We start from the raw sequence: 23,673 nt of genomic DNA on the forward strand, positions 1-23,673 counted from the left end.
TTTATAGCCCTAAATCACCCAGTAGAGCGCTCAGTGTTGCCTTGCCTTTTTTCTGGTTGGCCTCGGCATCCAGATCTCCGGTGCCCTCCCAGCGCACGTCGTCCTGGGGAAGTTCATCCAGAAACCGGCTCGGAATGGTTTCGATCTTTTCTCCATATTGTCTGCGCTGGGCGGCGTAGGTTAGGGTCAGGGTTTCTTTTGCGCGGGTAATGCCCACGTACATCAACCGCCGCTCTTCTTCGATATTGCCTTCTTCAATGCTAGACCGGTGCGGCAGGATTTCTTCCTCCAGCCCCAGAACAAATACATGCGGGAACTCCAGGCCCTTGGACGCATGAAGGGTCAGCAGCTGTACCTTGTCGCTGTCATCCTCTTCTTCCCGTTGCTCCATCATGTCGCGAAGAATCAACTTGGTGATGGCGTCTTCTATGCCCAGCTCATCAGCAGTGCCCTTGCCGTCTTCCAGCATCCGCTGGATCGAATCCACCAGATACCAGATGTTCTCCATGCGGCGTTGGGCCTGTTTTGGCGTGCCGGAATGCTGGTGCAACCACTCTTCGTATTCAATATCGGTGAACAGCTGCTTTATTACGGGTACTGGATTCTCACCGTGCAGGCGCTCACAGGTGGCATTTACCCAGTGAGCAAAACGCCGCAGTCGATCCAGGCCCTTTTCAGTGACATGGGTTTCTGCGCCCATATCACTGAGGGACCGAAAAAGGCTGACGTTGCGAGCGCGAGCGTAATGGCTGAGCTGCTCCAGGGTGCGTGGGCCAATTTCGCGCCGTGGTACGTTCACCACTCGCAGGAAGGCGGTGTCGTCATCGGGGTTAATCAGCAGGCGCAAATAGGACATGGCGTCCTTGATCTCGTTTTTCGAGAAAAACGACTGGCCACCCGAGATGCGGTAGGGAATCTGGTAGGCCTGCAGCTTCATCTCCAGCAGCCGGGCCTGATGGTTGCCACGATAAAGCACGGCAAAGTCCCGGAACGCCAGCCCTTGTTTCAGCTTTTGGTCCAGAATCTCTGTGGCTACCCGCTCGGTTTCGGCGTCTTCGTTGCGGCAGCGTATGATGCGGATCTCATCGCCAATGGTGTGATCGCTCCACAGAGCTTTTTCGAAAACGTGTGGGTTGTTGGCAATGACCGTATTGGCGCTGCGAAGAATGCGCGATGTGGAGCGATAATTCTGTTCCAGTTTTACGATTTTCAGGCTTGGAAAATCTTCCTTCAGCTGAGCCAGGTTTTCCGGCCGCGCGCCCCGCCAAGCGTATATTGACTGGTCATCGTCGCCAACAACGGTAAACGCAGCCCGCTCGGCAACCAGCATCCGCACCAGTTCGTACTGGCAAATGTTGGTGTCCTGATACTCATCCACCAGCATGTAGCGGATTTTCCTGCGCCATTTTTCCAGCACTTCAGGGTTGTTGCGGAACAGCTGCACGGGAAGCAGGATCAGGTCATCAAAATCGACTGCGTTGTAAGCCTTCAGGTACTCGCTATAATGTTTGTACACGATGGCAATGCGTTGCTCCCGTTCGTCAGCCGCTTTGCTGTATGCTTCAGCGGGCCCGCGCAGGGCGTTTTTCCAGGAAGAAATAGTCATCTGGACATCATTGAGCTCATCACCGGCGTCGGTACTGGCCTCCTGCAGCATCAAATCCCGTAGCAGGGCTTTGGCATCTTCCGCGTCAAAAATGGAGAAGCCGGGGTGGTAGCCAAGGTGATTATGCTCCTCCCGGATCATATTCAGTCCGAGATTGTGGAAGGTGGATACAATAAGGCCGCGAGCCAGTTTGCGGTCGACAATCCGGCTTACGCGCTCTTTCATCTCACGAGCGGCTTTGTTGGTGAACGTAACGGCGGCAATATGGCGACCCGGAATGCCGACGTGCTCGATCAGATAGGCAATTTTCCGGGTGATGACGCTGGTCTTGCCACTGCCGGCACCGGCCAGCACAAGCAGCGGGCCATCAATGTAGCGGACAGCTTCATTTTGTCGCGGGTTAAGTTTGTTCACAAATACACGGCCAGAATGGGTTGAAACGAGGGGGGTTCTTGGTAAGACAATAGTCTACACCAGCCCGACTGTACCTTGTCGATCTATCGGCTATCCTTTTAACAGAACGGATTGATTGCACACACACCCATGGATCCTGCTCAATGACCTTGCCACTGGAAAATGTCGGACATGACCAGCTTCGCGTTTTGGTTCTGACACCGGATTATGCCGATTTTCTTTGGCTTGGTGCATTGCTGGCAGGCGACCCGGAGATGAGCCCTGACTCAACCTGGTGTCCGGATCTGGTGGATTGCGACGATCTTATCCGCAATGCCAAATTCGACATTATTGTCTGGAACTGCGTTTTCCATGGTGGGTCAGAAGCCGCTTTTCTGCAGTATCTGGCGGTAGCCAGTGGTGGCCGTCCTGTTCTTGCGTTGAGTGCCGAGACTTCGGGTGAGCGCGCGCCCGATCTGCTTTCAGGCGGTGCAGCAGATTACTTGAGCCGTCAGGAGCTTGATCACTGGAGTTTTCGTCGGGCAGTGAAGTGCCTCTGGTATCGCGAGCAGTTGGCGAATTCAGCTCACAGCCAGCTTGGTCGCGGCGTTGCAAGCGGCTTTATTAACCGTGATTTGTTCTTCGACAGGCTGCAGCAAGCGCTGCTAAGAGCTCAACGTGGAAATCACCGTCTGGCGCTTTTGCATCTCAATATCGATGATTTTCGCAGCATTAATGAGTCCTTTGGCTACCAGAAAAGCGATCAGCTGATGATCAAGTTGGCCGCTCAGGTCCGACAGGGGCTGCGCCGCGTGGATTCCCTGATGCGCATTGGCGGAGATGAGCTCGCCATTATCGTTGAAAAAATTGAAGACTCCCTCGATATCACCCAGATCATACGCAAAGTAGTCAACGCCCTCGATGAGCCGGTAACGATTGATGGCCAGAGCGTCGTTGTCAGTGCCAGCCTGGGGGTGGCCACGTATCCGGAAGCAGGAGAAAGCCCCGAAAACCTCATGCGCAGGGCGAATCGGGCCATGTTTGAGGCTAAGCGGGATCCGGGCACCAGTTATCGTTTCTATGATCGCCAGTTGCACATCTCTGCCGGTTACCAGCTCCGGCTGGAAGCAGATCTTCGCAATGCCCTCAGGGGTAATGAGCTGGAGCTGTATTACCAGCCAAGAATTGATCTGGCCAGCAATGAGGTGCGCGGCGTTGAGTGTCTTCTGCGCTGGAATCACCCGGAGCGCGGCCTGGTTGGGCCGGACGAGTTTATACCTGTTGCAGAGCGCAGTGGTTTGATCGTGCCTATTGGTTACTGGGTGATAGAGCAGGCCTGCAAACGCTTACAGGAATCTGCAGAGCTGGGTTTTCCGGGGCTGGTGTTTGCCGTCAATCTCTCATTTCGGCAGTTTCACGATCGCAAGATGACCGAAACCATTTTCCGCATCATCTTCAACGCCAATGTCGATACCAGCCTGCTGGAACTTGAACTGACAGAAAGTGCCATGATGCACGATCCCGAATACGCACAGCGGTGCCTGCGCGAGCTCAATCAGCTGGGTATCAGTTTTGCGCTGGACGATTTCGGTACGGGCTTTTCTTCCCTCAGCAATCTCCAGCACTTGCCGATCTCACTGGTTAAAATCGACAAATCGTTTGTGCAGGCGCTTGGGCAGTCGGCAGATGCAGAGCATATTATCCGGGCCATTATCAGCCTCGCACACAGCCTCCAGATCAGTGTGGTGGCCGAAGGCGTCGAGACGGAAAGTCAGCTTGAGTTTCTGCGCCAGCAGCACTGCGATGAAATCCAGGGCTACTTTTACGCCCGCCCCATGCCCTGGGCCGACCTTGTGCAATTCCTGAACAAGCGTGGCGAGTCTGCTTGCCTGCAACTGTAAGCCGCTGTACCTTTGCTGCTTTATCAGAAACGCATCAGACAGAGGTTGCATGAACAGTATCTCCAGGCGCATAGCTGACGAACTCGGCGTACGTGAGCAACAGGTTAATGCCACCGTCGCCCTGCTGGACGAAGGTTCCACCGTTCCGTTTATTGCCCGGTACCGCAAAGAAGTGACGGGCTCTCTGGATGACAGCCAGCTGCGTACGCTTGAAGAGCGCCTGCGTTACCTCCGGGAACTGGAAGATCGTCGCGGCACAATCCTCAAGAGCATTGAAGAGCAAGGAAAGCTGACCGACGAATTACGTGCCAGCATTCTGAGTGCAGATGCCAAGAACCGCCTTGAAGATCTTTATCTGCCCTACAAGCCCAAGCGCCGCACCAAGGCCCAGATTGCCCGGGAGGCGGGTCTGGAGCCTTTGGCTGACGCCCTGTATGGCGACCCGACCCTGGAACCTGAAACTACGGCCGAAAGCTATATCAATGCGGACGCGGGCATTGCGGATACCAAAGCTGCACTTGATGGCGCTCGCTATATCCTTATGGAGCGTTTTGCCGAAGATGCTGAGCTGTTGGGTGAGTTGCGAGACTTGATCTGGCAGCAAGGGCAGTTAAAAGTCACGGTTATTGAAGGCAAGGAAAACGAAGGCGCCAAGTTCCGGGATTACTTTGATTACAGTGAGCCTTTGAAGAAGGTGCCTTCGCATCGGGCGTTGGCAATACTGCGTGGCCGCAACGAAGGTATTCTTGCCTACACGCTGATTGTAGGCGATGTCGATGATGCCCGCCGCCAGCCACACCCCGCTGAACAGCGCATTGCTGCGCGCTGGAACATCCGGGACAACGGTCGAGCCGCTGACAAATGGCTATCAGAGGTGGTGCGTTGGACCTGGAGAGTAAAGCTGTCCACGCAGATCGAAACTGATCTCATGGCCCAGGTTCGCGAAGCCTCGGAAACCGAAGCCATTAACGTGTTTGCAGCCAACCTGAAAGACTTGCTCTTGCTGGCACCTGCTGGGCCGCGACCCACTCTGGGGCTGGACCCCGGCCTGCGTACGGGTGTAAAGGTGGCGGTGATTGATGGCACGGGTCAGGTTGCCGGGCATGGCGCTATTTTCCCTCACGCACCCAAGAACCAGTGGGACAGCTCCATTGAAAAGCTCGCGGCCTGGTGTCGTGAATACCGCATTGAATTGGTCGCCATCGGCAACGGCACCGCATCCCGTGAAACGGAGAAGCTGGTGGCTGATCTGAGCAAACGCTATCCGGAACTCAAGTTGGCACGCATCGTGGTGAGTGAGTCCGGAGCTTCGATTTATTCCGCCTCGGAGTTTGCCTCCAAAGAACTGCCCGATCTCGATGTGACCATTCGCGGCGCAGTGTCCATCGCTCGCCGGTTGCAGGATCCGCTGGCCGAGCTGGTGAAGATCGAACCGAAATCCATTGGCGTTGGCCAGTATCAGCACGATGTATCCCAGGTTCAGCTCTCCCGCAGCCTGGATGCCGTTGTTGAGGATTGTGTAAACGGCGTCGGCGTCGATCTGAATACGGCCTCTACGCCTCTATTGGCAAGAGTGTCGGGCCTTAATCAGACCATCGCGCAGAATATTATCGAATACCGCAATCAGAACGGCATGTTCCATAACCGCAAGCAGCTGTTAAAGGTTGCCCGTCTGGGTGAGCGCACCTTTGAGCAGGCAGCGGGCTTCCTGCGCATTGCCAGCGGCGAGAATCCGCTGGACAGGTCATCGGTGCATCCTGAGGCCTACGGTGTGGTAGAGAGCATCGCAGCAAAGAACAGCCGTAAAATCGACGGGATTATTGGTGATGCGGCGTTTTTGCGTGGTCTGAATCCCCAGGATTATGTAACAGATCAATTCGGTTTGCCGACCATCCGGGATATTCTCGCAGAGCTTGAGAAGCCAGGTCGGGATCCGCGTCCGGAATTCCGTTCTGCAAGCTTTGAAGAAGGTGTGGAAACCCTGGGTGATCTTGAGCCGGGCATGGTTCTGGAGGGGTCTGTTACCAACGTCACCAATTTCGGGGCGTTTGTGGATATCGGCGTTCATCAGGACGGACTGGTGCACATTTCTGCGCTTTCCCATACCTTCGTAAAAGACCCTCGTGAAGTGGTCAAGGCCGGGGATATTGTGAAGGTCAAAGTCATGGAAGTGGACATCCCGCGAAAGCGTATTGCGCTGACCATGCGTATGGATGACCAGCCAGGTGAAAAGGCGGATTCAAAGCGGTCCGCTCCCGGGCGCGCAGCGGGTAGCCAGAATGCCGGTAATCGCAGCGGGCAGCCGGCGGGTAAGGCTTCCCGGGCACAGAGCAAGGGTGCTGATCAGGGCGCCATGGCCGGGGCTCTGGCGCAGGCGTTTGCGTCGGCCAGCAAAGACAAGCGTTAAGCGGTTTCAACTATTTCCATCAGCCGGCGGTGCCCACAAGGTGCGGCTGGCTGCAGCAGGAGTCAATCATGGGCGAATCCCGCCATTCTGTGTTCCGCCAGTTCGCAGCCAGCGACTGGAATGGATTTCTGAAAGGGGTCGAGAAAGAAGGTTTGCGCGTGGACCGCAACGGGTTCATTGCACAGACGCCACACCCTGAGGCTCTGGGCGCTGCGCTTACGCATCCGTCCATTACCACGGATTATTCTGAGGCCCTGCTGGAGCTGATTACACCGGTTTGCAGTAGCACGTCGGAGATGCTGGAGTCCCTGCGCAATACCCATCGCTTCGTGCAGAAAAACCTGGGGGACGAGGTTTTCTGGCCGGCCAGTATGCCTTGCGAACTGGATGGTGACGCCAGTATTCCCATCGCAGAGTATGGTTCGTCCAACACCGGCCAGCTAAAGCATGTATACCGGCAAGGACTGGCGGTACGATATGGGCGCATGATGCAAAGCATCGCCGGTGCGCACTACAACCTCTCGTTACCGGACAGCTTCTGGGATATCTGGCAGCGAGCGCTCGGCGACCAGCAAAATCTGAAAGATTTCAAATCCGAGCAGTATTTCTGGCTGATTCGTAATTTCCGCCGCAGAAGCTGGTTGTTGATGTTGCTGTTCGGTGCATCACCCGCTCTGGATGCGAGTTTTGTTGACGGCATGCGCCACGATCTTGGTCGATTTGATGAGCGTAGCTGGTTTGGCGAGCATGCCACATCTTTACGCATGGGCGATCTGGGCTATCACAACAACGCCCAGTCGTCGTTGAATATCTGTTTCAATAAGCTGAGTACCTACACCCAGACGCTGGACAGGGCTATTCATACCAATTGGCCGCCCTATGAAGCCATCGGTACCCAGCGTGATGGGAAGTTTATCCAGATCAATACCAGCGTGCTGCAGATTGAGAATGAATACTACAGCGCAGTACGTCCCAAACGCACCGCCAAAAGCGGCGAGAAGCCGATTCACGCACTTGAATCCCGAGGAGTGGAATATATTGAGGTGCGCTGCCTGGATCTTGATCCCTTCTCGCCGGTAGGCGTCAGTGAGGCCCAGGTCGACTTCCTTGACCTCTTCCTGTTGGATTGTCTGCTTTCAGAGTCGCCGCGAATCGACGATGCGGAATGCAGCATGCTGGATGACAATTATAAAGATGTCGTCGCCAAAGGGCGCAGTCGCGAGCTAACGCTGTGCCGGGCTGGTGAGCGTACGCCAATCGGTGAAGCGGCGACGGCAATACTGGATCGCCTTGAACCTCTGGCAGAAATGCTGGACGGCTGGAATGGCGGTGAGGTATACCGCAAGGCGCTTTCGGCCCAGCGGGAAGTTCTATCGGGTGATAGGCAGGTTCCGTCTGCCAGGGTTATTGACGCCATGCAGGCCTCGGGCCTCGGGCATCGGGACTGGACGATGGACATGGCGCTAAAACATCAGAACATACTCCGGCAGGAAGGCTTGGATGCCAGGGTAGAGGCTGAATTTACCGCTGCCACGAAGGACTCTCTGGCAGAGCAGAAGCACATTGAGGACTCGGATACCTTGCCATTCCGTGACTTTCTCGAGCAATATCTGCGCTCTTGAGGGGCGCACATCACAGAAGTTCAACAAAAATTTGTCACTTTCTGACGCTGGTGCTAACTTCGGTAGCTTCAGTTACAGGGAGAAGTGGCATGGCAAGGGATATGAAGCTCGGCTGGAACGTTGAGGCGCTGAACAAAGCATACCGCCAAGGCTATTTGGCGGCCTCCGTGGGCATGAATAAAACACGCTGCCCTTATCGCGGAGACGTAGTCATAGCGGCCTGGGAGGCCGGCTGGGATGATTCGGTCGAGGCTGTCCAGAAACAAGCCGCCACACAGAGTGTTCTGGGAGACGATCTATTCTCCCGGATTGCCTGAAGCGTTTTAATCGAGCGCTATTTTTGTACGACGAATTCCGTAAACAGCACGCCGGTGATGGTTTCGCCGGTTTGCTGCTCTTCAAGCACCCCGTTAATTCTTGATTTCGCCTCTTCGCGCAATACCTGCTGGCCTTCCATGGTGGTCAGTTTGTCGGTATCGGTTTGCTCACCAAACAGCATAACAAGTTCGTGGCGTAGCCTCGGCATATGGGCCACAACCGCAGTTCGTGTGGTTTGCCGGGAAGCGCGCAGGGTGACCGCTGCTTTCAGGTAGGTCAGTTTGCCGCCAGGGCTTCCGACGTGTGTTACAAAAGCGGGCTCCATGGGAATATAATCCGTTATGCCCGACTCTTCAGCCGCTTCCTCCTCGGCGTTGGCGGTGTCTTCCGCCCATGCGGCGGGGAGCAGTGAAAACAACATGAAGATGCTCAATAAAACGAATTTTGGCTGAGGTGTCATAAGCTTGCAGTTAGTCATGGTTTAGGGTTTAGTGACAAAATCAGCAGCGTTTCCGCCGGATAAGCCGAGAATAGCAGGCCCGACGGAGCATTTGTGGAAAACTGGGGAAACTTTGTGAAAGGAAGAGTAATTTTTGCACTTGTTTTTGTCGTCTGCGCGGGATTATTAGGCGTGGCGTTTTACATGGAGCATGTGATGGGACTGGAGCCCTGCCCTTTATGCTGGCTTCAGCGCTTTGGCTTTATGGGTGTTGGCCTGGTGAGCTTTGTGGCCGCTTTGCATGGCCCAGGATCGCTTGGTTTGCGTGTGTACGGCCTGTTGTTGGCGGTAACGGCGGGTGCCGGGCTGGGTGTGGCTGGCCGCCAATTGTGGTTACAGAGCCTGCCGGCCGACCAGGTTCCCGCCTGTGGTCCCTCTGTGGACTACATGCTGGAGGTGCTGCCTTGGGCAGAGGTGCTTTCTACAGCGCTCAAAGGCACTGGCGATTGTGCCGCGGTGGTTTGGCGTTTTCTTGGGTTGAGTATTCCCGGCTGGACGGCTGTCTTTTTCACTATGCTGGTTATCTTGGGCCTGGGTATGCTTTTTCACCGGAGAAAACCAAAAGGCTGGATCGCAGGCTGAAACGGTTGCGACAAGCAGTAGGCTTGGGGTAACTTGATCCTGACTTAACGGATATCAGCTCAGGGCTGAATTGCCGGACTATCTAGCTAGCGGAGAACAGGCGTCATGTTGGAAAATTGCCGAAATGCCAGGGAACGCTGGGGTGGCGTCAGCGAGCTTATTGACCGTTGGCTCAAGGATCGTCAGGAGCTATTGATTCATTACTGCGATTTATCCGGAGAAAGTGATTTTTCGCAGACAGATGCCCTCAAGCAAAAATTTGTGCGGCTTTGTGAGGTTCTGGTGGACTATGTCTCTACTGGCCACTTCGAAATATACGAGCAGCTGGTCAGGGAAGCTCGGGAGTTTAACGACGGTGGGCTGGAATTGGCGGCGAAGGTTTATCCGCGCATTGAGCAAACCACAGAAGTTGCGCTTAACTTCAATGACAAACTGGGCGATAGCGAGCTTTCCGAGCTCGACGTGAAAGCGCTGTTTGATGAGCTCTCCCGGTTGGGTGAGACGCTGGAGAGTCGCTTCGAAATGGAGGATTTTCTGATTGAGCACCTCCACAATGTACACGCGGATAAAGTGGCGCCGGCTTGATTTGATTGGAGTCGTTACAAAAAAGCCTCAGCAGCGGTAACGCTGGCTGAGGCTTTTTTATGACTTCAGGCAGGCTGAAGTGCTTTGACTGCGCCGCCCGGACTGCTCGAGGGCGGCGTTTTTTCTTAGTTCGCGCCCGGGTTGATGTTCAGCAGCTCTACATCAAAAACCAGTGTTTCGTTTGGACCGATGGCGCGGTTGCCGCCTGGGCCGTAGGCCAGGTCAGACGGGATATACAGCTTGTAGCGAGCGCCTTCGCTCATCAGCTGCAGGCCTTCAGTCCAACCCGGAATAACCTGGTTCAGAGCAAAGGTTACTGGCTCGCCACGCTCGCGGGAGCTGTCAAATACCTCACCGGAAAGCAGTTCGCCGGTATAGTGCACCTGCACTGTATCGGTAGCGGCCGGCTGCTCACCGTCGCCTGCTTCCAGTACTTCGAACTGAAGGCCTGATTCGGTTGTTTCAACACCGTCGCGCTTGGCATTTTCAACAAGGAAGGCTTCACCGGCTTCCAGGTTTTTCTGTGCCAGCTCTTCCATCTGCTTGCCTTGTTCTTGCTGCAGCGTCTGCTGATATTCCATCAGGGCCTGCTGGATCTCTTCACGGCTCATGCGCTTGGTTTCTTCCTCGCCCGCATGGCCATGCTGAATACCCTGGAGAAACTGATCCATCTGCAGGTTTGGCAGATCGTTGTTCATTCTCTCACCCAGTACCAGGCCCATGCCGTAGCTGACCTTCTGGTCGGTGGAGTCCAGCTTTGGGTCTACCGGGGTCTCGGGAGGAGTTGAGCAGCCGGCAACCATGCCGGTCATCGCCAGTGCAAGCAGGGTTTTTTTCATTACATCGTCCTTTTGGTTCCGTACGGAGTGGGCAATAGCCCACATATTGTGTGTCAGAAGGGGAAAGGTAACGGGTTCGGGGCGCAGATTCCACTGAACATCTGTTAAGGCGCTACGGATTTTGCGCTGCGCCCGCAAAGAGGTTGTCAGCTGCCATTGTTTCTTGCGCTTGGGCCAAGATAAAAAGGCGCACTGTAGGGGGATTGCCAGTCAGTTTCCGGGTTGGATCTCCTGGCGCCGGCGCGGTTTTTATCCGCCCTTTCTATGGCCAGCGTGTTCCAGGAGCCCTGCTTGGGAGGCTGGTCGGCGTAATGCCAGTTGCCGTCGGTGTCTTGCCATTTGAAGACAATATCGGGGCCGTCGGTTGGAACCGGGGAGGGAACCAGGCCTTCGAAGGCCGGTATCTCGGGCTGTGTTTCTTCTGCAACAGGTTCTGATACTTGTTCGGGGTCATTCAGACCGAAGAACATCAGTAGCAGTAGCAGGCCGAGAGCCGGAAAGGAGAGCCGGACAAGCCATTTGATCATCATGGCTGCGTGCCTCCGTGGTGGAACGCGATGAGCGCATTGCTGAGTGTGCTCAGAAGCGGTCGTGTAATCACAGTCATGCCGGATACCGGTGCTGCGGCAGCGAGATTGTGTCGAACTAACTTCTCACGTTCCTGCATATTGCTCGATTCCGGGTTGAGCGTTGTTAAAGTCCGCCAGGCCAAAGCCAGTTCGATGCGCTCGGATTCCAGTTCAAGGCTGGCGACGTTCTTGCGCAGAGCCTCGTATGAAGCTTGCGCCTTCGGCACCGAGGTGCGGATGGTACGCAAGCTGCCGGTTACACGGTCACGCCACTCTGTTACCGTAGCGTCCTCAATACCGTTGAACGCGCTGCCGTTAAGTGCCAGCCATCCGGCACATAAAATTCGTGTTACGCTCCAGCCCTCATTCTGAAGAGCCAGGCAGGTTTCCTGCGCCGTCGAGAGCTGCCAGAATGTCAGTGCAAACCGCCAGAGCGGATTGTCCGGTTCGAGATTTTCCGGCAGCTCCATGGCTTTCAAAGATAAATTCGGGCTGGCTTCCGAGCTGAGCGGCATAGGCGCTGAACCATCCCCGACTATTCTACGTTGATTATATGACATCATGTTAACGATAACCGATCTCAGTTTACAACGGGGTGGCGTCTGGCTGCTAGATTCCGTCGCTCTGACGGTGCAGTCCGGCCAGCGCGTTGCGATTGTGGGTGCTAATGGTGCGGGCAAGTCGAGCCTCTTCCAGTTATTGCTGGGCCAGTTGGCGCCAGAGCAGGGCAGTGTGTCACTTCCCGGCGGTTGCCGTATTGCTCATATGGCCCAGGAAGTTGAGGCGACAGCACGAAGCGCCAGAGACTTTGTTCTCGATGGCGATCTGGATTTGCGACGGCTGGAGCGGGAGCTTCAACAGGCTGAAGCCCGGGGTGATGACAACGCGGTTGCGCACATACACGGTGAGCTGGACGTGCACGAGGCCTGGTCTGCCGCCCGGCGTGCAGAGTCCCTTCTGCGAGGCCTGGGGTTTCAGAATGGCGACGCAGACCGGCCAGTATCAGCCTTTTCAGGTGGCTGGCGTATCCGACTGAACCTCGCCCAGGCGCTGATGCGGCCTTCCGATCTATTACTGCTTGATGAGCCTACCAACCACCTGGATCTGGACGCGTGCCTGTGGCTGGAGAACTGGTTGCGCCGCTACGACGGTACCTTGCTGTTTATCTCCCATGATCGGGATTTTATGGATCGAGTGGCTACACATGTGGTTCATTTTGATCGTCAGAAGCTGGAGTTGTATACGGGCAATTACTCAGCTTTTGAAGGCCAGCGTAGTGAGCGGCTTGCGCAACAACAGGCCGGTTTCGAGCGACAGCAAGCGAGAATTGCAGAAATCCAGCGTTTTATCGATCGCTTCAAAGCACAAGCTACCAAAGCCCGGCAGGCACAAAGTCGGGTGAAATCACTGGAGCGGATGGAAAAAATTGCCCCTGCCCACATTGATTCGCCGTTCAGTTTTGAATTCCCGATGGCCGACAAAGTCTCTAATCCTCTGCTTTCAATCCGACACGGAAAAGCAGGGCATGGCGAGAACGTTATTCTCAACAATATTAACCTGACGCTGTTGCCCGGCAGTCGTATTGGCTTGCTGGGTCCCAACGGCGCCGGTAAATCTACCTTGATGGATGCGTTGCTGGGACAGGGTGATCAGGGGGCAACAAGCACGCTGCTATCCGGGGAGCGGACATGCGGAGAGCATTTGGCGATAGGCTACTTTGCTCAGCACCAGCTGGAGTCTCTGGATCTTGACGCCAGCCCCTTCCTGCATCTGCAACGATTGTCGCCCCGGGCGTCTGAACAGAGTGTTCGGAACTTTCTGGGCGGTTTCGATTTTCATGGTGATGAAGCCTTGAGCCCCATCCGATCCTTTTCAGGTGGCGAAAAGGCGCGCGTCGCTTTAGCTGTGATCGCCTGGCAAAAGCCGAACCTGCTTCTTCTGGATGAGCCGACTAACCACCTGGATTTGGAGATGCGCCAGGCATTGACCATGGCGTTGCAAAATTTTGAAGGCGCCATTGTTGTGGTGTCTCACGACAGGCATCTTTTGCGTAATACCGTTGATGAGTTCTGGTTGGTAAATGACGGTCGCGTGGTGGAATACCACGGCGACCTGGAAGACTACGAGCGCTGGCTGGCAGACCGTCGCAAGGATGATATGGAAGCGCCTAAGCGCCAAGCCGCTGGAGCTGGAAATGCCGGCAACACTAGCGCTGATAAAGAATCAGATGTTGGCGCGGGTATTGGAGAAAGTGCGGAGGATCGAAAAGCGCGAAAGCGCACGGAAGCGGCACTCCGACAAAAGCTGAGCCCTTATCGAAAGCGGCAGGCAGCGCTTGAAAAGCAGATGGAATCGCTGCACGAAACGCTGAGCAGCCTAGAATCGGAGCTTGCCGACCCGGGTATATATGGTGATGAATCGAAAGGCCGGTTAAAGGAGTTGCTGGGCAAGCAGGCAGATGCCAAAGCCCGACTTGAGGGCGCCGAAGCGGAATGGCTCGATGTCAGCGAAACGGTAGAAGCGATGGAGGAAGAGCTGGTTGGCTAACCTTTTAGCCTCCGGCTAGCTCAAGCACAAAGTCTTGCTTGGCCAGGTAATCCTGCTCGTTCCTCAAATCTGCAAACGTCAGCGGGCGCTCATCGAACCAGCCTTCCGGGAAGGTCAGTAAAAGGCCATTTTCCCTTGGCTGAAGCGTGAAAGCCGGTGGCGGTTCCAGGTTGCGGGAATGTTGAATCAGCACAGCCAGGCGCACCAGTATGCAGAGGTGTCGCAAACGCTTCAGGTCGCCGGGATCGACGCCATCAAAGATAGACGCGGTGAATTTGCGCCGATGGCCCCGCACCAGAATTGCCAGTTCCTGCTGGGCCTGTTGGGTGAAGCCGGCCATGTCGGAATAACGCAACAGGTAGGCTCCGTGCTTGTGATACTGGCTGTGGGAAATGGTCAGGCCAATTTCGTGCAACTGACAAGCCCAGCGCAAGACATCTTCATCGTGAACCGTATCGAGGTCCCATGCACCTGCAATCTGCTCCCAGGCTGCAATCGCAGTTGCCTCAACCGCAGCGCCCTGACTCTGATCTACGTGGTACCGCTCCTGAAGCGCCGAGATACTGCGTTCACGTACATCTTCGTGTTGAATTCGCCCGGCAATTCCGTACAAAAGGCCTTCCCGGAGTGCGCCATCAGCGAAGGTCATATCCTGTATGTTCAGGGACTGGAAGGCGCCCATGAGGATGGCAAAACCGGCCGGGAAAATATTCTGTCGATCCGGTCGTATGCCCAGTTCGCCCAACTTCTCCACACTGCCCATATCCACCAGACGCCGGCGTAACTCTTCCATGGCACTCCAGGAAATGGTGCCATCGGTTATCTTCAGCGTCGCCAACACAATGCTTATGGCCTTGATAGAGCCAGACGCGCCCACGGCACTCTGCCAGCCCACCGACCGAAAACGCCTGCGGATACTCAGGAGTTCCTGCTCGGCGTGAGTAATAGCGTTGTCCATCTGTTTACGGGTAATCCGGCCATCTGAAAAATACCGGTTCCGGAAAGAGACGCAGCCCATGTGCAGGCTCTCGAGCTCCTGAGGCTCAAAGCGCTGGCCGATAATCAACTCCGTACTGCCGCCACCGATATCGATTACCAGGCGGCGCCCTGCGTCATCAGACAAAGTGTGCGATACGCCCAGATAGATCAGTCGTGCTTCCTCGCGCCCTGCAATGACCTCCACCGGATAACCCAGAACTTCCTCTGCTCTGGCTATGAACTGGCTGGCATTACGCGCGACCCTGAGGGCGTTGGTGCCCACTATCTGGACACCTTCAGGGGGCGTCCCGTTAAGTCGCTGGGCAAAACGGCGCAGGCAATCAAGCCCACGCTCCTGTGCTTCTTCCGTCAGGCAGTTATCGGAATCAAGGCCGTCGCCGAGCTGCACCTTTTCGCCCATTTTTTCCATGGTGCGAATTTCGCCATGCACCAGTCGCGCCACAACCATATGAAAGCTGTTTGAGCCCATATCAATGGCTGCCAGCATATCCGGTGGAGCGGGAGCATATTCGGCAGAAGGGGTGGCCGTCACGGTGGTCAGAATCCTGTGGTATGAACGTGCGCGTACTATAAGCGATAATCCCCGGACCTGTCAGTAAATGCCCGGGTTTGACGTTGGCAGAGCGCTGGTAGAATTGGCTGGGTTCAGAAGATCGCCGATTCAAACTGGTGGATCTACTGCTTCACATAAGCGGGATCAATCGCGTAAAGTAGTAATCAAAGCACTAATCAGGAAAATGAAATGAGCGGAAATATCGTAAACGTAACGGATGCATCCTTCGAACAGGACGTGCTTCAGTCTGACGTACCCGTACTGGTAGATTACTGGGCTGAGTGGTGTGGCCCCTGCAAAATGATTGCGCCGGTGCTGGAAGAAATTGCCGATGAATACGATGGCAAGCTGAAAGTCTGCAAACTCAATATCGACGAAAACGAGCAGACACCGCCCAAGTTCAATATCCGTGGTATTCCGACCCTGATGCTGTTCAAGAACGGCAACGTCGACGCCACCAAAGTGGGCGCACTGTCCAAGTCCCAGCTCGCGGCATTCCTGGACAGCAATCTCTGATTGCATCCTGAATGCCTGAAAACCGCCCCTGGGCCAAGCTCTTGGGCGGTTTTTTTTGGTTTGGACCCGTCATGACCGAAACAGCCCCCCAAAAAGCCTGTGCCCTGCTGCTAGCCGGCGGCGCCGGAACCCGCATGAACGGCAAAGACAAAGGCCTGATGCACTGGCGCGAACGCCCAATGGCCCATTGGGTAGCCGAAGCCCTGAACGCCGTCGCCACCCCGGTTCTCATCAGCGCCAACCGCTCCCTGGAAGAATATCGCCTTCTCGGCGACGTACTGGAAGATTCCCCCGACTTCAAAAACCAGGGCCCACTCGCTGGCCTGCTGGCAGGCCTAATCGAAGCCCAAAAGCGCGGTTTAGCCGCGATACTCGTCTGCCCTTGTGACACCCCCGGCATTAAGCCAGAAGTATTCCAGCGATTGTTAGCCGCCTGGCGTGAACAGCCCGAGCTACCCGTTATCGCCCAGTGCGACGGAAGATCCCATCCTTTGCACGGCATATACCCGGTTTCACTGGTAAGCCTGCTGGAAACCCAGCTACGAGACGACAACCGACGGGTAATGGTATTCGCTGAAAGCGCAGGCGCGAGAACTCTGGATTGCCCGGATGCCGCAGAAGCGCTCAAAAACCGAAATCGACCAGAAGACTTGGCAAACTAAGCAGGAATGGCAAGAAGGCTTGGCAAATAGTAGGGCTTTGGCGGGGAATGCCTTCCCGAAAATGTGCGGAGCCATGGATGGCGGAGCCAAGCGTACAAGGACGTATTAACAGCGTTTTTCGGGAAGGCATTCCCCGCCAAAGCCTGACCAGCCAAGCACCGCTCCGAGGCTCTAGCTATTTGTCCCAAGCCTCTCCACGAGCAACATCCGAAGCCTTCTGCTCCACCCAATGCTCCCCAGCCTCGGAAAGCTCCTTCTTCCAAAACGGCGCAGACGTCTTCAGCGCATCCATAATGAACTCACAAGCCGCAAACGCATCCCCTCGATGGGCACTGCAAACACCCACAAAAACAATCTGCTCCTGCAGCAACAGCCTGCCAACCCGATGAATCACGCGAGCCTTACGCACATCCCAGCGCCGCGAAGCCTCCTCAACAAGCCCGGCAATCACCTGCTCCGTCATCCCTGGATAGTGTTCAAGAAATAACCCCGACACATCCTGAGTATCGCCGCTGTCCCGCACCAGCCCCGTAAACGTGGCAATTGCCCCCGTACCGGCGCCGCTGTCCCGCAGAGCCGTATACTCAGCGCCCGAATCAAAATCCTCAGTCTGTATACTGATCATCTTAACCCCCGGTTACCGGCGGGAAAAATGCTACTTCATCCCCCGCTTTGACAGGCGTGGCCGGCTTCGCCATAGCCTGATTAATGGCAATCATCACCGGTTGACTGCCCTGCAGTTGTGCCCAGGGCCCGCCGCGGCTGGCCAGAGATGCAAGCAGATCGCCGGCCGTTTGAGCCTTGTCGGCCGGGAGCGTGAGTTCCCCGGTATCCAGCTCTTCCCGGAGGCGGGCAAAAAAACGAACGGTGAGGGTCTGGTCAGTCATATCAGCTTAATAACTCAGTAAATGGGTAATAGGTCAGAAGGTCACCCTCTGCAACCATCGCGTGCTCAGGAACTACCGCCAGACCACCGGCCCAGCAAGCAGAACTCAACACGCCAGAACTCTGGTTCGGATAGGCGCAGACCCGCGTATCGCCACTAGCAGACTCTGTTCGCGCACGGACAAACTCCTTACGCACAGAAGGTGAAGTGACCGTGAACGCAGCGGGCACCTGTTGTCCGACAGGGTGAATCTGCACGCGGCCTTGGCAGGTGCGTATGTAAGGCATGCCGACGATCAGAAAGGTAACCAGCACCGCAGCCGGATTGCCGGGCAGGCCCAGTACCGGCGTGCCGTTAATTGATCCGAATGCGAGAGGCTTGCCAGGCTTGATAGCCATACGCCAGAGCGAAAGCTTGCCGGACTCCTCCAGCACCGCACGCACGTGATCTTCCTCGCCTACGGAAACGCCCCCGCTGGTGATAATCAGATCCGCCTGTGCCGCTGCACGCTCCAGTGTTTCACGAGTCACAGAGCGAGTATCCCGCAATGTTTCGCATAGCACTACGTCACAGCCCGCTTCTGCCAGCAGGCCAAGCAGTGTGAAGCGGTTGGTGTTGTAAATCTGGCCTTGCGCCAATGGGGTGCCGGGTTCGACCAGCTCGTCGCCGGTCGACAGAATTGCGACCCGCAGTTTTTCCACCACAGCGACCTCAGACACACCCATAGAGGCAAAAAGCCCCATTTCCTGAGCGCGGATTTTTGTACCTTTTCCCAGAGCCAGACTGCCCTGCGCAAGATCTTGGCCGCGCCGGCGGATATTCTGATCTGCCTTTACTTCTGCATTAATCAGAATGCCGCTATCGGTAACCTCAACCCGCTCTTGCATTATGACCGTGTCGGCGCCGGCTGGAACCTCTGAGCCGGTGAAAATGCGAGCAGCAGTGCCGGGTTTCAGCGGGCTGGGAGCGGAGCCTGCCGGGATCCGGTCAGATACCGAAAGAGCCTGGCCAGGCACATAATCCTCGGCGCGCAAAGCGTAACCATCCACGGCACTGTTATCTGCCGGGGGCACATCCGCCGGGACGTGATAATCCTGTGCCAGTATTCGGTCGAAGCTTTCCGTGAGCGGCAGATGCCGGGTTTCAGTAATCACCGACGCTTGGCTCAGCAGGTGAGCAATGGCTTCTTCAACCGGTGTCAGACTGCCTGACATGATCTCTCTCCGTATCCAGGATTAGCGGGCGGCGCGTTTGCCAATAACCTGCTGAAGGCGCTCAACGGCACGCTCCGGCTTTCGTCCAACCAGGGCTGAGAAGTTGCAGGGGCCGTGACGGCTGTCGAGCTGGGTGCTCAGAATACCGTTCCAACCGGTCCGGCAGGCTCCTGTAGAGCCTGGCAGGCAGAAGATCGCAGTATGGTTGGCAAGGCCGCCGAAAGCCCGGGACTGAATAGTGGATGTGCCTATCTCCGATGCTGACTGGCGGCGGAACTCCTCACCAAAACCCTCAATGGTTTTGTCCAGCAGTGGTGCAACGGCTTCCGGCGTGCTGTCGCGCTCGTGAAAGCCTGTGCCACCGGTAATGATCACTGCATGGACATCGGGTTCGGCAATCCAGGATGATATTGCTGCGCGTACCAGATAAACATCATCGGGCAGTATGCGTCGCGAAATTAAGCGATGTCCGGCCTCTACAACGCTGTCCTCAAGAAACTGGCCGGACGAGTCTTCATCCGGCCCTCGCGTATCGGAGATTGTGAGAATCGCGATATTGAGAGGTTTGAGTTCGCTGGTTCGTTCACTGCTCATGGACGGCACTCCGAAAATAACAAAAATGTTGATTGTAAGTATCCCCATCAGTGGCAGGGAATGGAAGGGAGTAACCCATCAGGGGGAGGCGCCGAGCCTTGCTGGCGGGCTTTTGGGCGGCAAGATTGACGTTTATTTGCCCCCTGCACTTGACATTGGCGGGCAAGGTAGCAGATTATCGCTCTTGCCCTACGAACGGTTGTACCCACTCTACTGGCTTCAATATTTATATTCCGGATTTTGTTTACGCCGGTTGCTTCATCTGGCCAGAACCTGTTTTAACAACCAATCAATGAATTTGTTCAGGGGCATCCCTGTCATCCCAACTTCCGTTTAATTCCATTCCTGAAAATCTAATAACCTATGAATCTTACTGAACTCAAGCAGAACTCCATGCCCGAATTGCTCGATATCGCGCAAGAGATGGGCCTCGATAACCTGGCACGTTCGCGTAAACAGGATGTTATCTTCACCATATTGAAGAAGCATGCGAAAGGCGGCGAAGATATTTATGGCGATGGCGTACTGGAGATTCTGCAGGACGGCTTCGGCTTCCTCCGCTCTGCCGACGCATCCTACCTGGCCGGGCCAGATGACATTTATGTCTCCCCCAGCCAGATCCGCCGCTTCAACCTGCGCACCGGTGATACCGTTGCCGGCAAAATCCGCCCGCCCAAAGACGGTGAGCGTTACTTTGCCCTGTTGAAAGTCGCTGAGATCAACTTCGACAAACCGGACAACGCCCGTAACAAAATCCTGTTTGAAAACCTCACGCCGTTGTTCCCTGATGAGCGTATGCAGCTGGAAGCCGGTAACGGCAGCACCGAAGACTTGTCTTCCCGTGTGCTCGATCTGGTTGCGCCCATTGGTAAAGGCCAGCGTGGTTTGATTGTATCGCCGCCCAAGGCTGGTAAGACCATCCTGATGCAGAGTATTGCCCAGTCTATTACTCGCAATCATCCGGAATGCCACATCATTGTGCTGCTGATTGACGAGCGCCCGGAAGAAGTAACAGAAATGCAGCGCACCGTGCGCGGCGAAGTGATTGCTTCAACGTTTGATGAGCCACCTGCGCGTCACGTTCAGGTCGCCGAAATGGTCATCGAGAAGGCCAAGCGTCTGGTTGAGCACAAAAAAGACGTGGTTATCCTGCTGGATTCCATCACTCGTCTCGCTCGTGCCTACAACACGGTTATTCCATCCTCGGGCAAAGTGTTGACCGGTGGTGTGGATGCCCACGCTCTTGAGAAACCCAAGCGCTTCTTCGGTGCGGCCCGTAATGTAGAAGAAGGCGGCAGCCTGACAATTCTTGCAACGGCTCTGGTGAACACAGGTTCCAAAATGGACGAAGTGATCTACGAGGAGTTCAAGGGCACAGGTAACATGGAAATTCACCTGGATCGCAAAATCGCTGAAAAGCGTGTTTACCCGGCTATCAACATCCGTAGCTCCGGCACGCGCCGCGAAGACCTGCTGATGAGCGAAGCGGATATCCAGCGTGTGTGGATCTTGCGTAAATTGCTGCACTCCATGGACGACGACACTGCAGCCATCGAGTTCTTGCTGGACAAGCTGAAAGACACCAAGACCAACGACGAGTTCTTCCAGTCGATGAAGCGCCGTTAAGAGTCAGAGTCTTGGCGCCTCTGGGATTGTGGGGCGGGCAGTACCGGGGAGATCCTCCCCGGACACGCCGTAAACCCATCCATGGGGGCTCGGCATTGCCATCCCTGGCAATGCACGGTCCGGGGAGAATCTCCCCGGTACTTCCTTCATGTTTTGTATGCGCGTTTTGCTAATCATCCTGTCTTGGCACTCAGTCAGAACCAATCTCTTTGAATTCACGTACATTGCCGGAACTAACCGGAGCCAACGATGAAATACAACGATCTGCGGGACTTCATTGACCAGTTGGAGAAGCTGGGTGAGCTGAAACGCATCTCAGTTGAAGTAGACCCTAATCTGGAAATGACTGAAATCTGCGACCGCACACTGCGGGCAGGTGGGCCTGCGTTGTTGTTTGAAAATCCCAAAGGCTACGACATGCCCGTGCTGGCGAATCTCTTTGGTACAACCCGAAGGGTCGCTCTGGGCATGGGGCAGGAGAACGTCACCGCGCTTCGGGACGTCGGCAAGCTGCTAGCCTATCTCAAAGAGCCGGATCCCCCCAAGGGCTTCAAAGACGCCATCGAAAAACTGCCACTGCTGCGGCAAGTGATGCGCATGAGCCCGAAAGTGCTCAGGTCCGCTCCCTGTCAGGACGTGGTGATCGAAAAAGATCAGGTTGATTTGTTCCAGATTCCAGTTCAGCACTGCTGGCCGGGCGACGCAGGGCCGTTGGTTACCTGGCCGCTGGTGATTACCCGCGGGCCCCATAAAGAACGCCAGAACCTCGGGATATACCGACAGCAGGTGATTGGCCGTAACCGACTGATCATGCGTTGGCTGAGCCATCGCGGCGGAGCGCTGGATTTTCGGGAGTTTCAGAAAGCGAATCCTGGTAAACCCTATCCGGTAGCTGTAGCTCTCGGGGCAGACCCGGCTACGATTTTGGGTGCTGTGACTCCGGTGCCTGATTCACTATCTGAATACGCGTTTGCAGGCTTGCTACGAGGCAGTCGTACCGAACTGGTGCAGTGCGGCCTCAGCGATCTGCAGGTGCCAGCGAGCGCTGAGATTGTTCTGGAAGGCTTTATTTACCCCGATGATAACGCGCCGGAAGGCCCTTTCGGGGATCACACAGGCTATTACAACGAAGTGGACGAGTTCCCGGTGTTCACCGTTGAGCGGATGACCCACCGCAAAGATCCGATTTATCACAGCACGTACACCGGCAGGCCACCAGACGAGCCGGCTATTCTGGGTGTGGCGCTGAATGAAGTCTTTATTCCCATTCTGCAGAAGCAGTTCCCTGAAATTGTGGATTTTTACCTGCCGCCGGAGGGCTGTTCATATCGTCTTGCAGTAGTGACCATGAAGAAACAATACCCCGGCCATGCCAAGCGGGTGATGATGGGCGTATGGTCTTTTCTGCGGCAGTTCATGTACACCAAATTTGTGATTGTGACCGATGATGATGTCAACGCCCGCAACTGGGAGGATGTGATCTGGGCTATTACGACCCGGATGGATCCTGCCCGAGATACCATGCTGGTAGAAAACACGCCCATTGATTACCTGGATTTCGCCTCGCCGGTGTCCGGCCTGGGCTCCAAGATGGGCATGGACGCTACCAATAAATGGCCGGGCGAGACAAGCCGGGAGTGGGGCGAGCCCATAGCCATGACCGACGCGATAAAACAGCGGGTTGACGAGCTCTGGGATAGCTTGGGGATTGAAACTTCGCCTACCCGCCCTGATTGATATGAACAACAGGTGTTGGCGGGTGTGCCTCAAGCCCTCCGGGATTTATTTTTCCGCAGCAACCGGTACAGATTTGCTGAGCGCCGCTGCCAATGCCGGTATCGCCGTTCCTTTCGCTTGCAAAAATGGCGTATGCGAGCTTTGCGAGGCACGGCTGCTTAGCGGCTCCGCTCTGAATACCCGAAACCAACAGATGATTCCGGTCGGCGCGCGACTGATGATGTGCAGAACCGCAGCGCTCGACCATCTTGAACTGGAGAATAGTGCCGTTATGGCAGCAGGAAAGAACCAACCCCGAAAGTTTCAGGCAAACGTCGTGGAAGTAAGTTCTATCAACCACGATGTGTATCGGGTTGAGCTTCAGTTGCCAAGGCGGCGGGAGTTGTCTTTTCACGCGGGCCAGTATTTATCGGTCAACCTGCCGGACGCTGAACCCTGCTACTTTTCCATCGCCAGCAGCCCGACAGAGCAGAACATTGAACTGCATATTCAGGCTTCACCGGAGTGGTTGTCAGCGCAAAAGGTAATTGACGCCCTGACCTCCGGTGAATCGGTCAATCTGGAACTGCCCCATGGCAAAGCTTGCCTGGCTTGTGCTCCGGAAAAACCGTTGCTGCTTGTTGCCGCTGGAACGGGCTTTGCGCAGATGAAAAGCCTGGTTGATTATTTACGCGGTACGTCCTTTGCTCAGCCGGTAAAACTGTTCTGGGGAGCGCGCCGCCATGAGGATATGTACCTCAGATCCATGGCTCTGCAGTGGGAGCAAGACTTGCCAGGGTTCACATTTCAGCCCGTGGTAGGTGGTGATGAGGACAGCGAATGGAGCGGGCATCACGACCAGCTCGTACGCGCGGTGCTCGCCTCTGGTATGGACTGGAATAACGTGGAAGTGCACGCCAGTGGCTCACCGACGATGGTTTACACGCTGATGGACGCCCTGGTGGAAGCCGGGCTACCACCAGAGGCATTCTTTTCTGATGTGCTGGAGTATGCACCTCGAAGTTGAGGTGCTGTGGCA

Annotated in this window: 22 protein-coding genes; 12 read left to right on the forward strand and 10 right to left on the reverse strand. The window is 55.6% G+C overall.

The genetic code is table 11. The features are described from left to right. Position 1 precedes the first annotated feature (1 nt). Positions 2-2,020: a DNA helicase Rep gene (gene rep / locus FFI90_RS14150; RefSeq protein WP_144778704.1), complete on the reverse strand. Its 2,019-nt coding sequence runs from the start codon at positions 2,018-2,020 to the stop codon at positions 2-4. A 143-nt stretch (positions 2,021-2,163) separates the two neighbouring features. Between rep and FFI90_RS14155 the strand changes: the two genes are divergently transcribed. From FFI90_RS14155 to rmf, 4 genes are all read left to right on the forward strand, one after another. Further along, positions 2,164-3,900 carry a putative bifunctional diguanylate cyclase/phosphodiesterase gene (locus tag FFI90_RS14155; protein WP_144778705.1) on the forward strand — a complete coding sequence of 579 codons (1,737 nt, stop codon included), beginning with the start codon at positions 2,164-2,166 and terminating at the stop codon, positions 3,898-3,900. 49 nt (positions 3,901-3,949) lie between these two features. Next, positions 3,950-6,307: a Tex family protein gene (locus FFI90_RS14160; protein WP_144778706.1), complete on the forward strand. Its 2,358-nt coding sequence runs from the start codon at positions 3,950-3,952 to the stop codon at positions 6,305-6,307. Positions 6,308-6,375: 68 nt separating this feature from the next. After that, entirely contained in the window at positions 6,376-7,929 is a 1,554-nt protein-coding gene (gshA, locus tag FFI90_RS14165) for a glutamate--cysteine ligase (protein ID WP_144778707.1), read from the forward strand. A gap of 89 nt (positions 7,930-8,018) precedes the next feature. After that, positions 8,019-8,246, forward strand: coding sequence for a ribosome modulation factor (rmf, locus tag FFI90_RS14170; protein ID WP_144778708.1), 228 nt, complete (start codon positions 8,019-8,021; stop codon positions 8,244-8,246). Between the two features lie 17 nt (positions 8,247-8,263). Here rmf and FFI90_RS14175 read toward each other — a convergent pair whose 3' ends face one another. Continuing rightward, complete coding sequence (locus tag FFI90_RS14175; RefSeq protein ID WP_425463104.1) at positions 8,264-8,668, reverse strand: flagellar basal body-associated FliL family protein; 405 nt, start codon at positions 8,666-8,668, stop codon at positions 8,264-8,266. Between the two features lie 153 nt (positions 8,669-8,821). Here FFI90_RS14175 and FFI90_RS14180 point away from each other — a divergent pair, with 153 nt between their 5' ends. Together FFI90_RS14180 and rsd are read left to right on the forward strand one after the other, a co-directional pair. Beyond that, the gene (locus FFI90_RS14180; RefSeq protein WP_144778710.1) at positions 8,822-9,328 is read left to right on the forward strand and encodes a disulfide bond formation protein B; all 507 of its coding nucleotides are present in this window, start codon (positions 8,822-8,824) and stop codon (positions 9,326-9,328) included. A gap of 105 nt (positions 9,329-9,433) precedes the next feature. Beyond that, positions 9,434-9,913, forward strand: a complete 480-nt coding sequence (rsd, locus tag FFI90_RS14185; protein ID WP_144778711.1) for a sigma D regulator — start codon at positions 9,434-9,436, stop codon at positions 9,911-9,913. Between the two features lie 125 nt (positions 9,914-10,038). On the opposite strand, the gene bamJ is transcribed toward rsd, so the two are convergent. The 3 genes from bamJ to FFI90_RS14200 form a co-directional block, all read right to left on the reverse strand. After that, entirely contained in the window at positions 10,039-10,752 is a 714-nt protein-coding gene (bamJ, locus tag FFI90_RS14190; RefSeq protein ID WP_144778712.1) for a BamJ family beta-barrel-assembly machinery protein, read from the reverse strand. Between the two features lie 146 nt (positions 10,753-10,898). Next, the gene (locus tag FFI90_RS14195) at positions 10,899-11,282 is read right to left on the reverse strand and encodes a DUF4124 domain-containing protein (RefSeq protein ID WP_144778713.1); all 384 of its coding nucleotides are present in this window, start codon (positions 11,280-11,282) and stop codon (positions 10,899-10,901) included. Beyond that, entirely contained in the window at positions 11,279-11,836 is a 558-nt protein-coding gene (locus FFI90_RS14200) for a TIGR02444 family protein (RefSeq protein ID WP_144778714.1), read from the reverse strand. Before FFI90_RS14200 ends, FFI90_RS14195 begins: the two co-directional genes overlap by 4 nt. A gap of 46 nt (positions 11,837-11,882) precedes the next feature. Here FFI90_RS14200 and FFI90_RS14205 point away from each other — a divergent pair, with 46 nt between their 5' ends. Beyond that, complete coding sequence (locus FFI90_RS14205) at positions 11,883-13,868, forward strand: ATP-binding cassette domain-containing protein (RefSeq protein WP_186317993.1); 1,986 nt, start codon at positions 11,883-11,885, stop codon at positions 13,866-13,868. Between the two features lie 4 nt (positions 13,869-13,872). Here the strand turns inward: FFI90_RS14205 and ppx are convergent, their stop codons facing one another. After that, positions 13,873-15,399 (reverse strand): exopolyphosphatase, encoded by a 1,527-nt coding sequence (gene ppx, locus FFI90_RS14210; protein WP_144778715.1) that lies wholly within the window; start codon positions 15,397-15,399, stop codon positions 13,873-13,875. Positions 15,400-15,609: 210 nt separating this feature from the next. Between ppx and trxA the strand changes: the two genes are divergently transcribed. Then, positions 15,610-15,936, forward strand: coding sequence for a thioredoxin TrxA (gene trxA, locus FFI90_RS14215; protein WP_008169901.1), 327 nt, complete (start codon positions 15,610-15,612; stop codon positions 15,934-15,936). 71 nt (positions 15,937-16,007) lie between these two features. Next, positions 16,008-16,598 carry a molybdenum cofactor guanylyltransferase MobA gene (gene mobA, locus FFI90_RS14220; RefSeq protein ID WP_144778716.1) on the forward strand — a complete coding sequence of 197 codons (591 nt, stop codon included), beginning with the start codon at positions 16,008-16,010 and terminating at the stop codon, positions 16,596-16,598. 175 nt (positions 16,599-16,773) lie between these two features. On the opposite strand, the gene FFI90_RS14225 is transcribed toward mobA, so the two are convergent. From FFI90_RS14225 to moaB, 4 genes are read right to left on the reverse strand one after another with little or no spacing between them, the layout of a single operon-like run. After that, positions 16,774-17,223, reverse strand: a complete 450-nt coding sequence (locus FFI90_RS14225) for a molybdenum cofactor biosynthesis protein MoaE (RefSeq protein WP_144778717.1) — start codon at positions 17,221-17,223, stop codon at positions 16,774-16,776. 1 nt (position 17,224) lies between these two features. Further along, positions 17,225-17,485 carry a molybdopterin converting factor subunit 1 gene (gene moaD / locus FFI90_RS14230; RefSeq protein ID WP_144778718.1) on the reverse strand — a complete coding sequence of 87 codons (261 nt, stop codon included), beginning with the start codon at positions 17,483-17,485 and terminating at the stop codon, positions 17,225-17,227. Between the two features lies 1 nt (position 17,486). After that, positions 17,487-18,698 (reverse strand): molybdopterin molybdotransferase MoeA, encoded by a 1,212-nt coding sequence (locus FFI90_RS14235; protein ID WP_425463105.1) that lies wholly within the window; start codon positions 18,696-18,698, stop codon positions 17,487-17,489. 21 nt (positions 18,699-18,719) lie between these two features. After that, entirely contained in the window at positions 18,720-19,292 is a 573-nt protein-coding gene (gene moaB / locus FFI90_RS14240; protein ID WP_144778720.1) for a molybdenum cofactor biosynthesis protein B, read from the reverse strand. Positions 19,293-19,655: 363 nt separating this feature from the next. Between moaB and rho the strand changes: the two genes are divergently transcribed. From rho to FFI90_RS14255, 3 genes are all read left to right on the forward strand, one after another. After that, positions 19,656-20,918 carry a transcription termination factor Rho gene (rho, locus tag FFI90_RS14245; protein ID WP_144778721.1) on the forward strand — a complete coding sequence of 421 codons (1,263 nt, stop codon included), beginning with the start codon at positions 19,656-19,658 and terminating at the stop codon, positions 20,916-20,918. A 249-nt stretch (positions 20,919-21,167) separates the two neighbouring features. Beyond that, positions 21,168-22,655: a 4-hydroxy-3-polyprenylbenzoate decarboxylase gene (ubiD, locus tag FFI90_RS14250; RefSeq protein WP_144778722.1), complete on the forward strand. Its 1,488-nt coding sequence runs from the start codon at positions 21,168-21,170 to the stop codon at positions 22,653-22,655. Position 22,656: 1 nt separating this feature from the next. Next, positions 22,657-23,661: a 2Fe-2S iron-sulfur cluster-binding protein gene (locus FFI90_RS14255; protein ID WP_144779028.1), complete on the forward strand. Its 1,005-nt coding sequence runs from the start codon at positions 22,657-22,659 to the stop codon at positions 23,659-23,661. Positions 23,662-23,673: the final 12 nt, after the last annotated feature.

The organism is Marinobacter maritimus (assembly GCF_007671675.1).
Lineage (GTDB): Bacteria > Pseudomonadota > Gammaproteobacteria > Pseudomonadales > Oleiphilaceae > Marinobacter > Marinobacter maritimus.

Bases quoted from the DNA above. Each gene is read 5' to 3' on its own strand.
- FFI90_RS14155 (WP_144778705.1), top strand. From the start codon at position 2,164: ATGACCTTGCCACTGGAAAATGTCGGACATGACCAGCTTCGCGTTTTG.
- FFI90_RS14160 (WP_144778706.1), top strand. From the start codon at position 3,950: ATGAACAGTATCTCCAGGCGCATAGCTGACGAACTCGGCGTACGTGAG.
- gshA (WP_144778707.1), top strand. From the start codon at position 6,376: ATGGGCGAATCCCGCCATTCTGTGTTCCGCCAGTTCGCAGCCAGCGAC.
- rmf (WP_144778708.1), top strand. From the start codon at position 8,019: ATGGCAAGGGATATGAAGCTCGGCTGGAACGTTGAGGCGCTGAACAAA.
- FFI90_RS14175 (WP_425463104.1), bottom strand. From the start codon at position 8,668: ATGTTGTTTTCACTGCTCCCCGCCGCATGGGCGGAAGACACCGCCAAC.
- rsd (WP_144778711.1), top strand. From the start codon at position 9,434: ATGTTGGAAAATTGCCGAAATGCCAGGGAACGCTGGGGTGGCGTCAGC.
- bamJ (WP_144778712.1), bottom strand. From the start codon at position 10,752: ATGAAAAAAACCCTGCTTGCACTGGCGATGACCGGCATGGTTGCCGGC.
- FFI90_RS14195 (WP_144778713.1), bottom strand. From the start codon at position 11,282: ATGATGATCAAATGGCTTGTCCGGCTCTCCTTTCCGGCTCTCGGCCTG.
- FFI90_RS14200 (WP_144778714.1), bottom strand. From the start codon at position 11,836: ATGCCGCTCAGCTCGGAAGCCAGCCCGAATTTATCTTTGAAAGCCATG.
- FFI90_RS14205 (WP_186317993.1), top strand. From the start codon at position 11,883: ATGTTAACGATAACCGATCTCAGTTTACAACGGGGTGGCGTCTGGCTG.
- trxA (WP_008169901.1), top strand. From the start codon at position 15,610: ATGAGCGGAAATATCGTAAACGTAACGGATGCATCCTTCGAACAGGAC.
- mobA (WP_144778716.1), top strand. From the start codon at position 16,008: ATGACCGAAACAGCCCCCCAAAAAGCCTGTGCCCTGCTGCTAGCCGGC.
- FFI90_RS14225 (WP_144778717.1), bottom strand. From the start codon at position 17,223: ATGATCAGTATACAGACTGAGGATTTTGATTCGGGCGCTGAGTATACG.
- moaD (WP_144778718.1), bottom strand. From the start codon at position 17,485: ATGACTGACCAGACCCTCACCGTTCGTTTTTTTGCCCGCCTCCGGGAA.
- FFI90_RS14235 (WP_425463105.1), bottom strand. From the start codon at position 18,698: ATGTCAGGCAGTCTGACACCGGTTGAAGAAGCCATTGCTCACCTGCTG.
- moaB (WP_144778720.1), bottom strand. From the start codon at position 19,292: ATGAGCAGTGAACGAACCAGCGAACTCAAACCTCTCAATATCGCGATT.
- rho (WP_144778721.1), top strand. From the start codon at position 19,656: ATGAATCTTACTGAACTCAAGCAGAACTCCATGCCCGAATTGCTCGAT.
- ubiD (WP_144778722.1), top strand. From the start codon at position 21,168: ATGAAATACAACGATCTGCGGGACTTCATTGACCAGTTGGAGAAGCTG.
- FFI90_RS14255 (WP_144779028.1), top strand. From the start codon at position 22,657: ATGAACAACAGGTGTTGGCGGGTGTGCCTCAAGCCCTCCGGGATTTAT.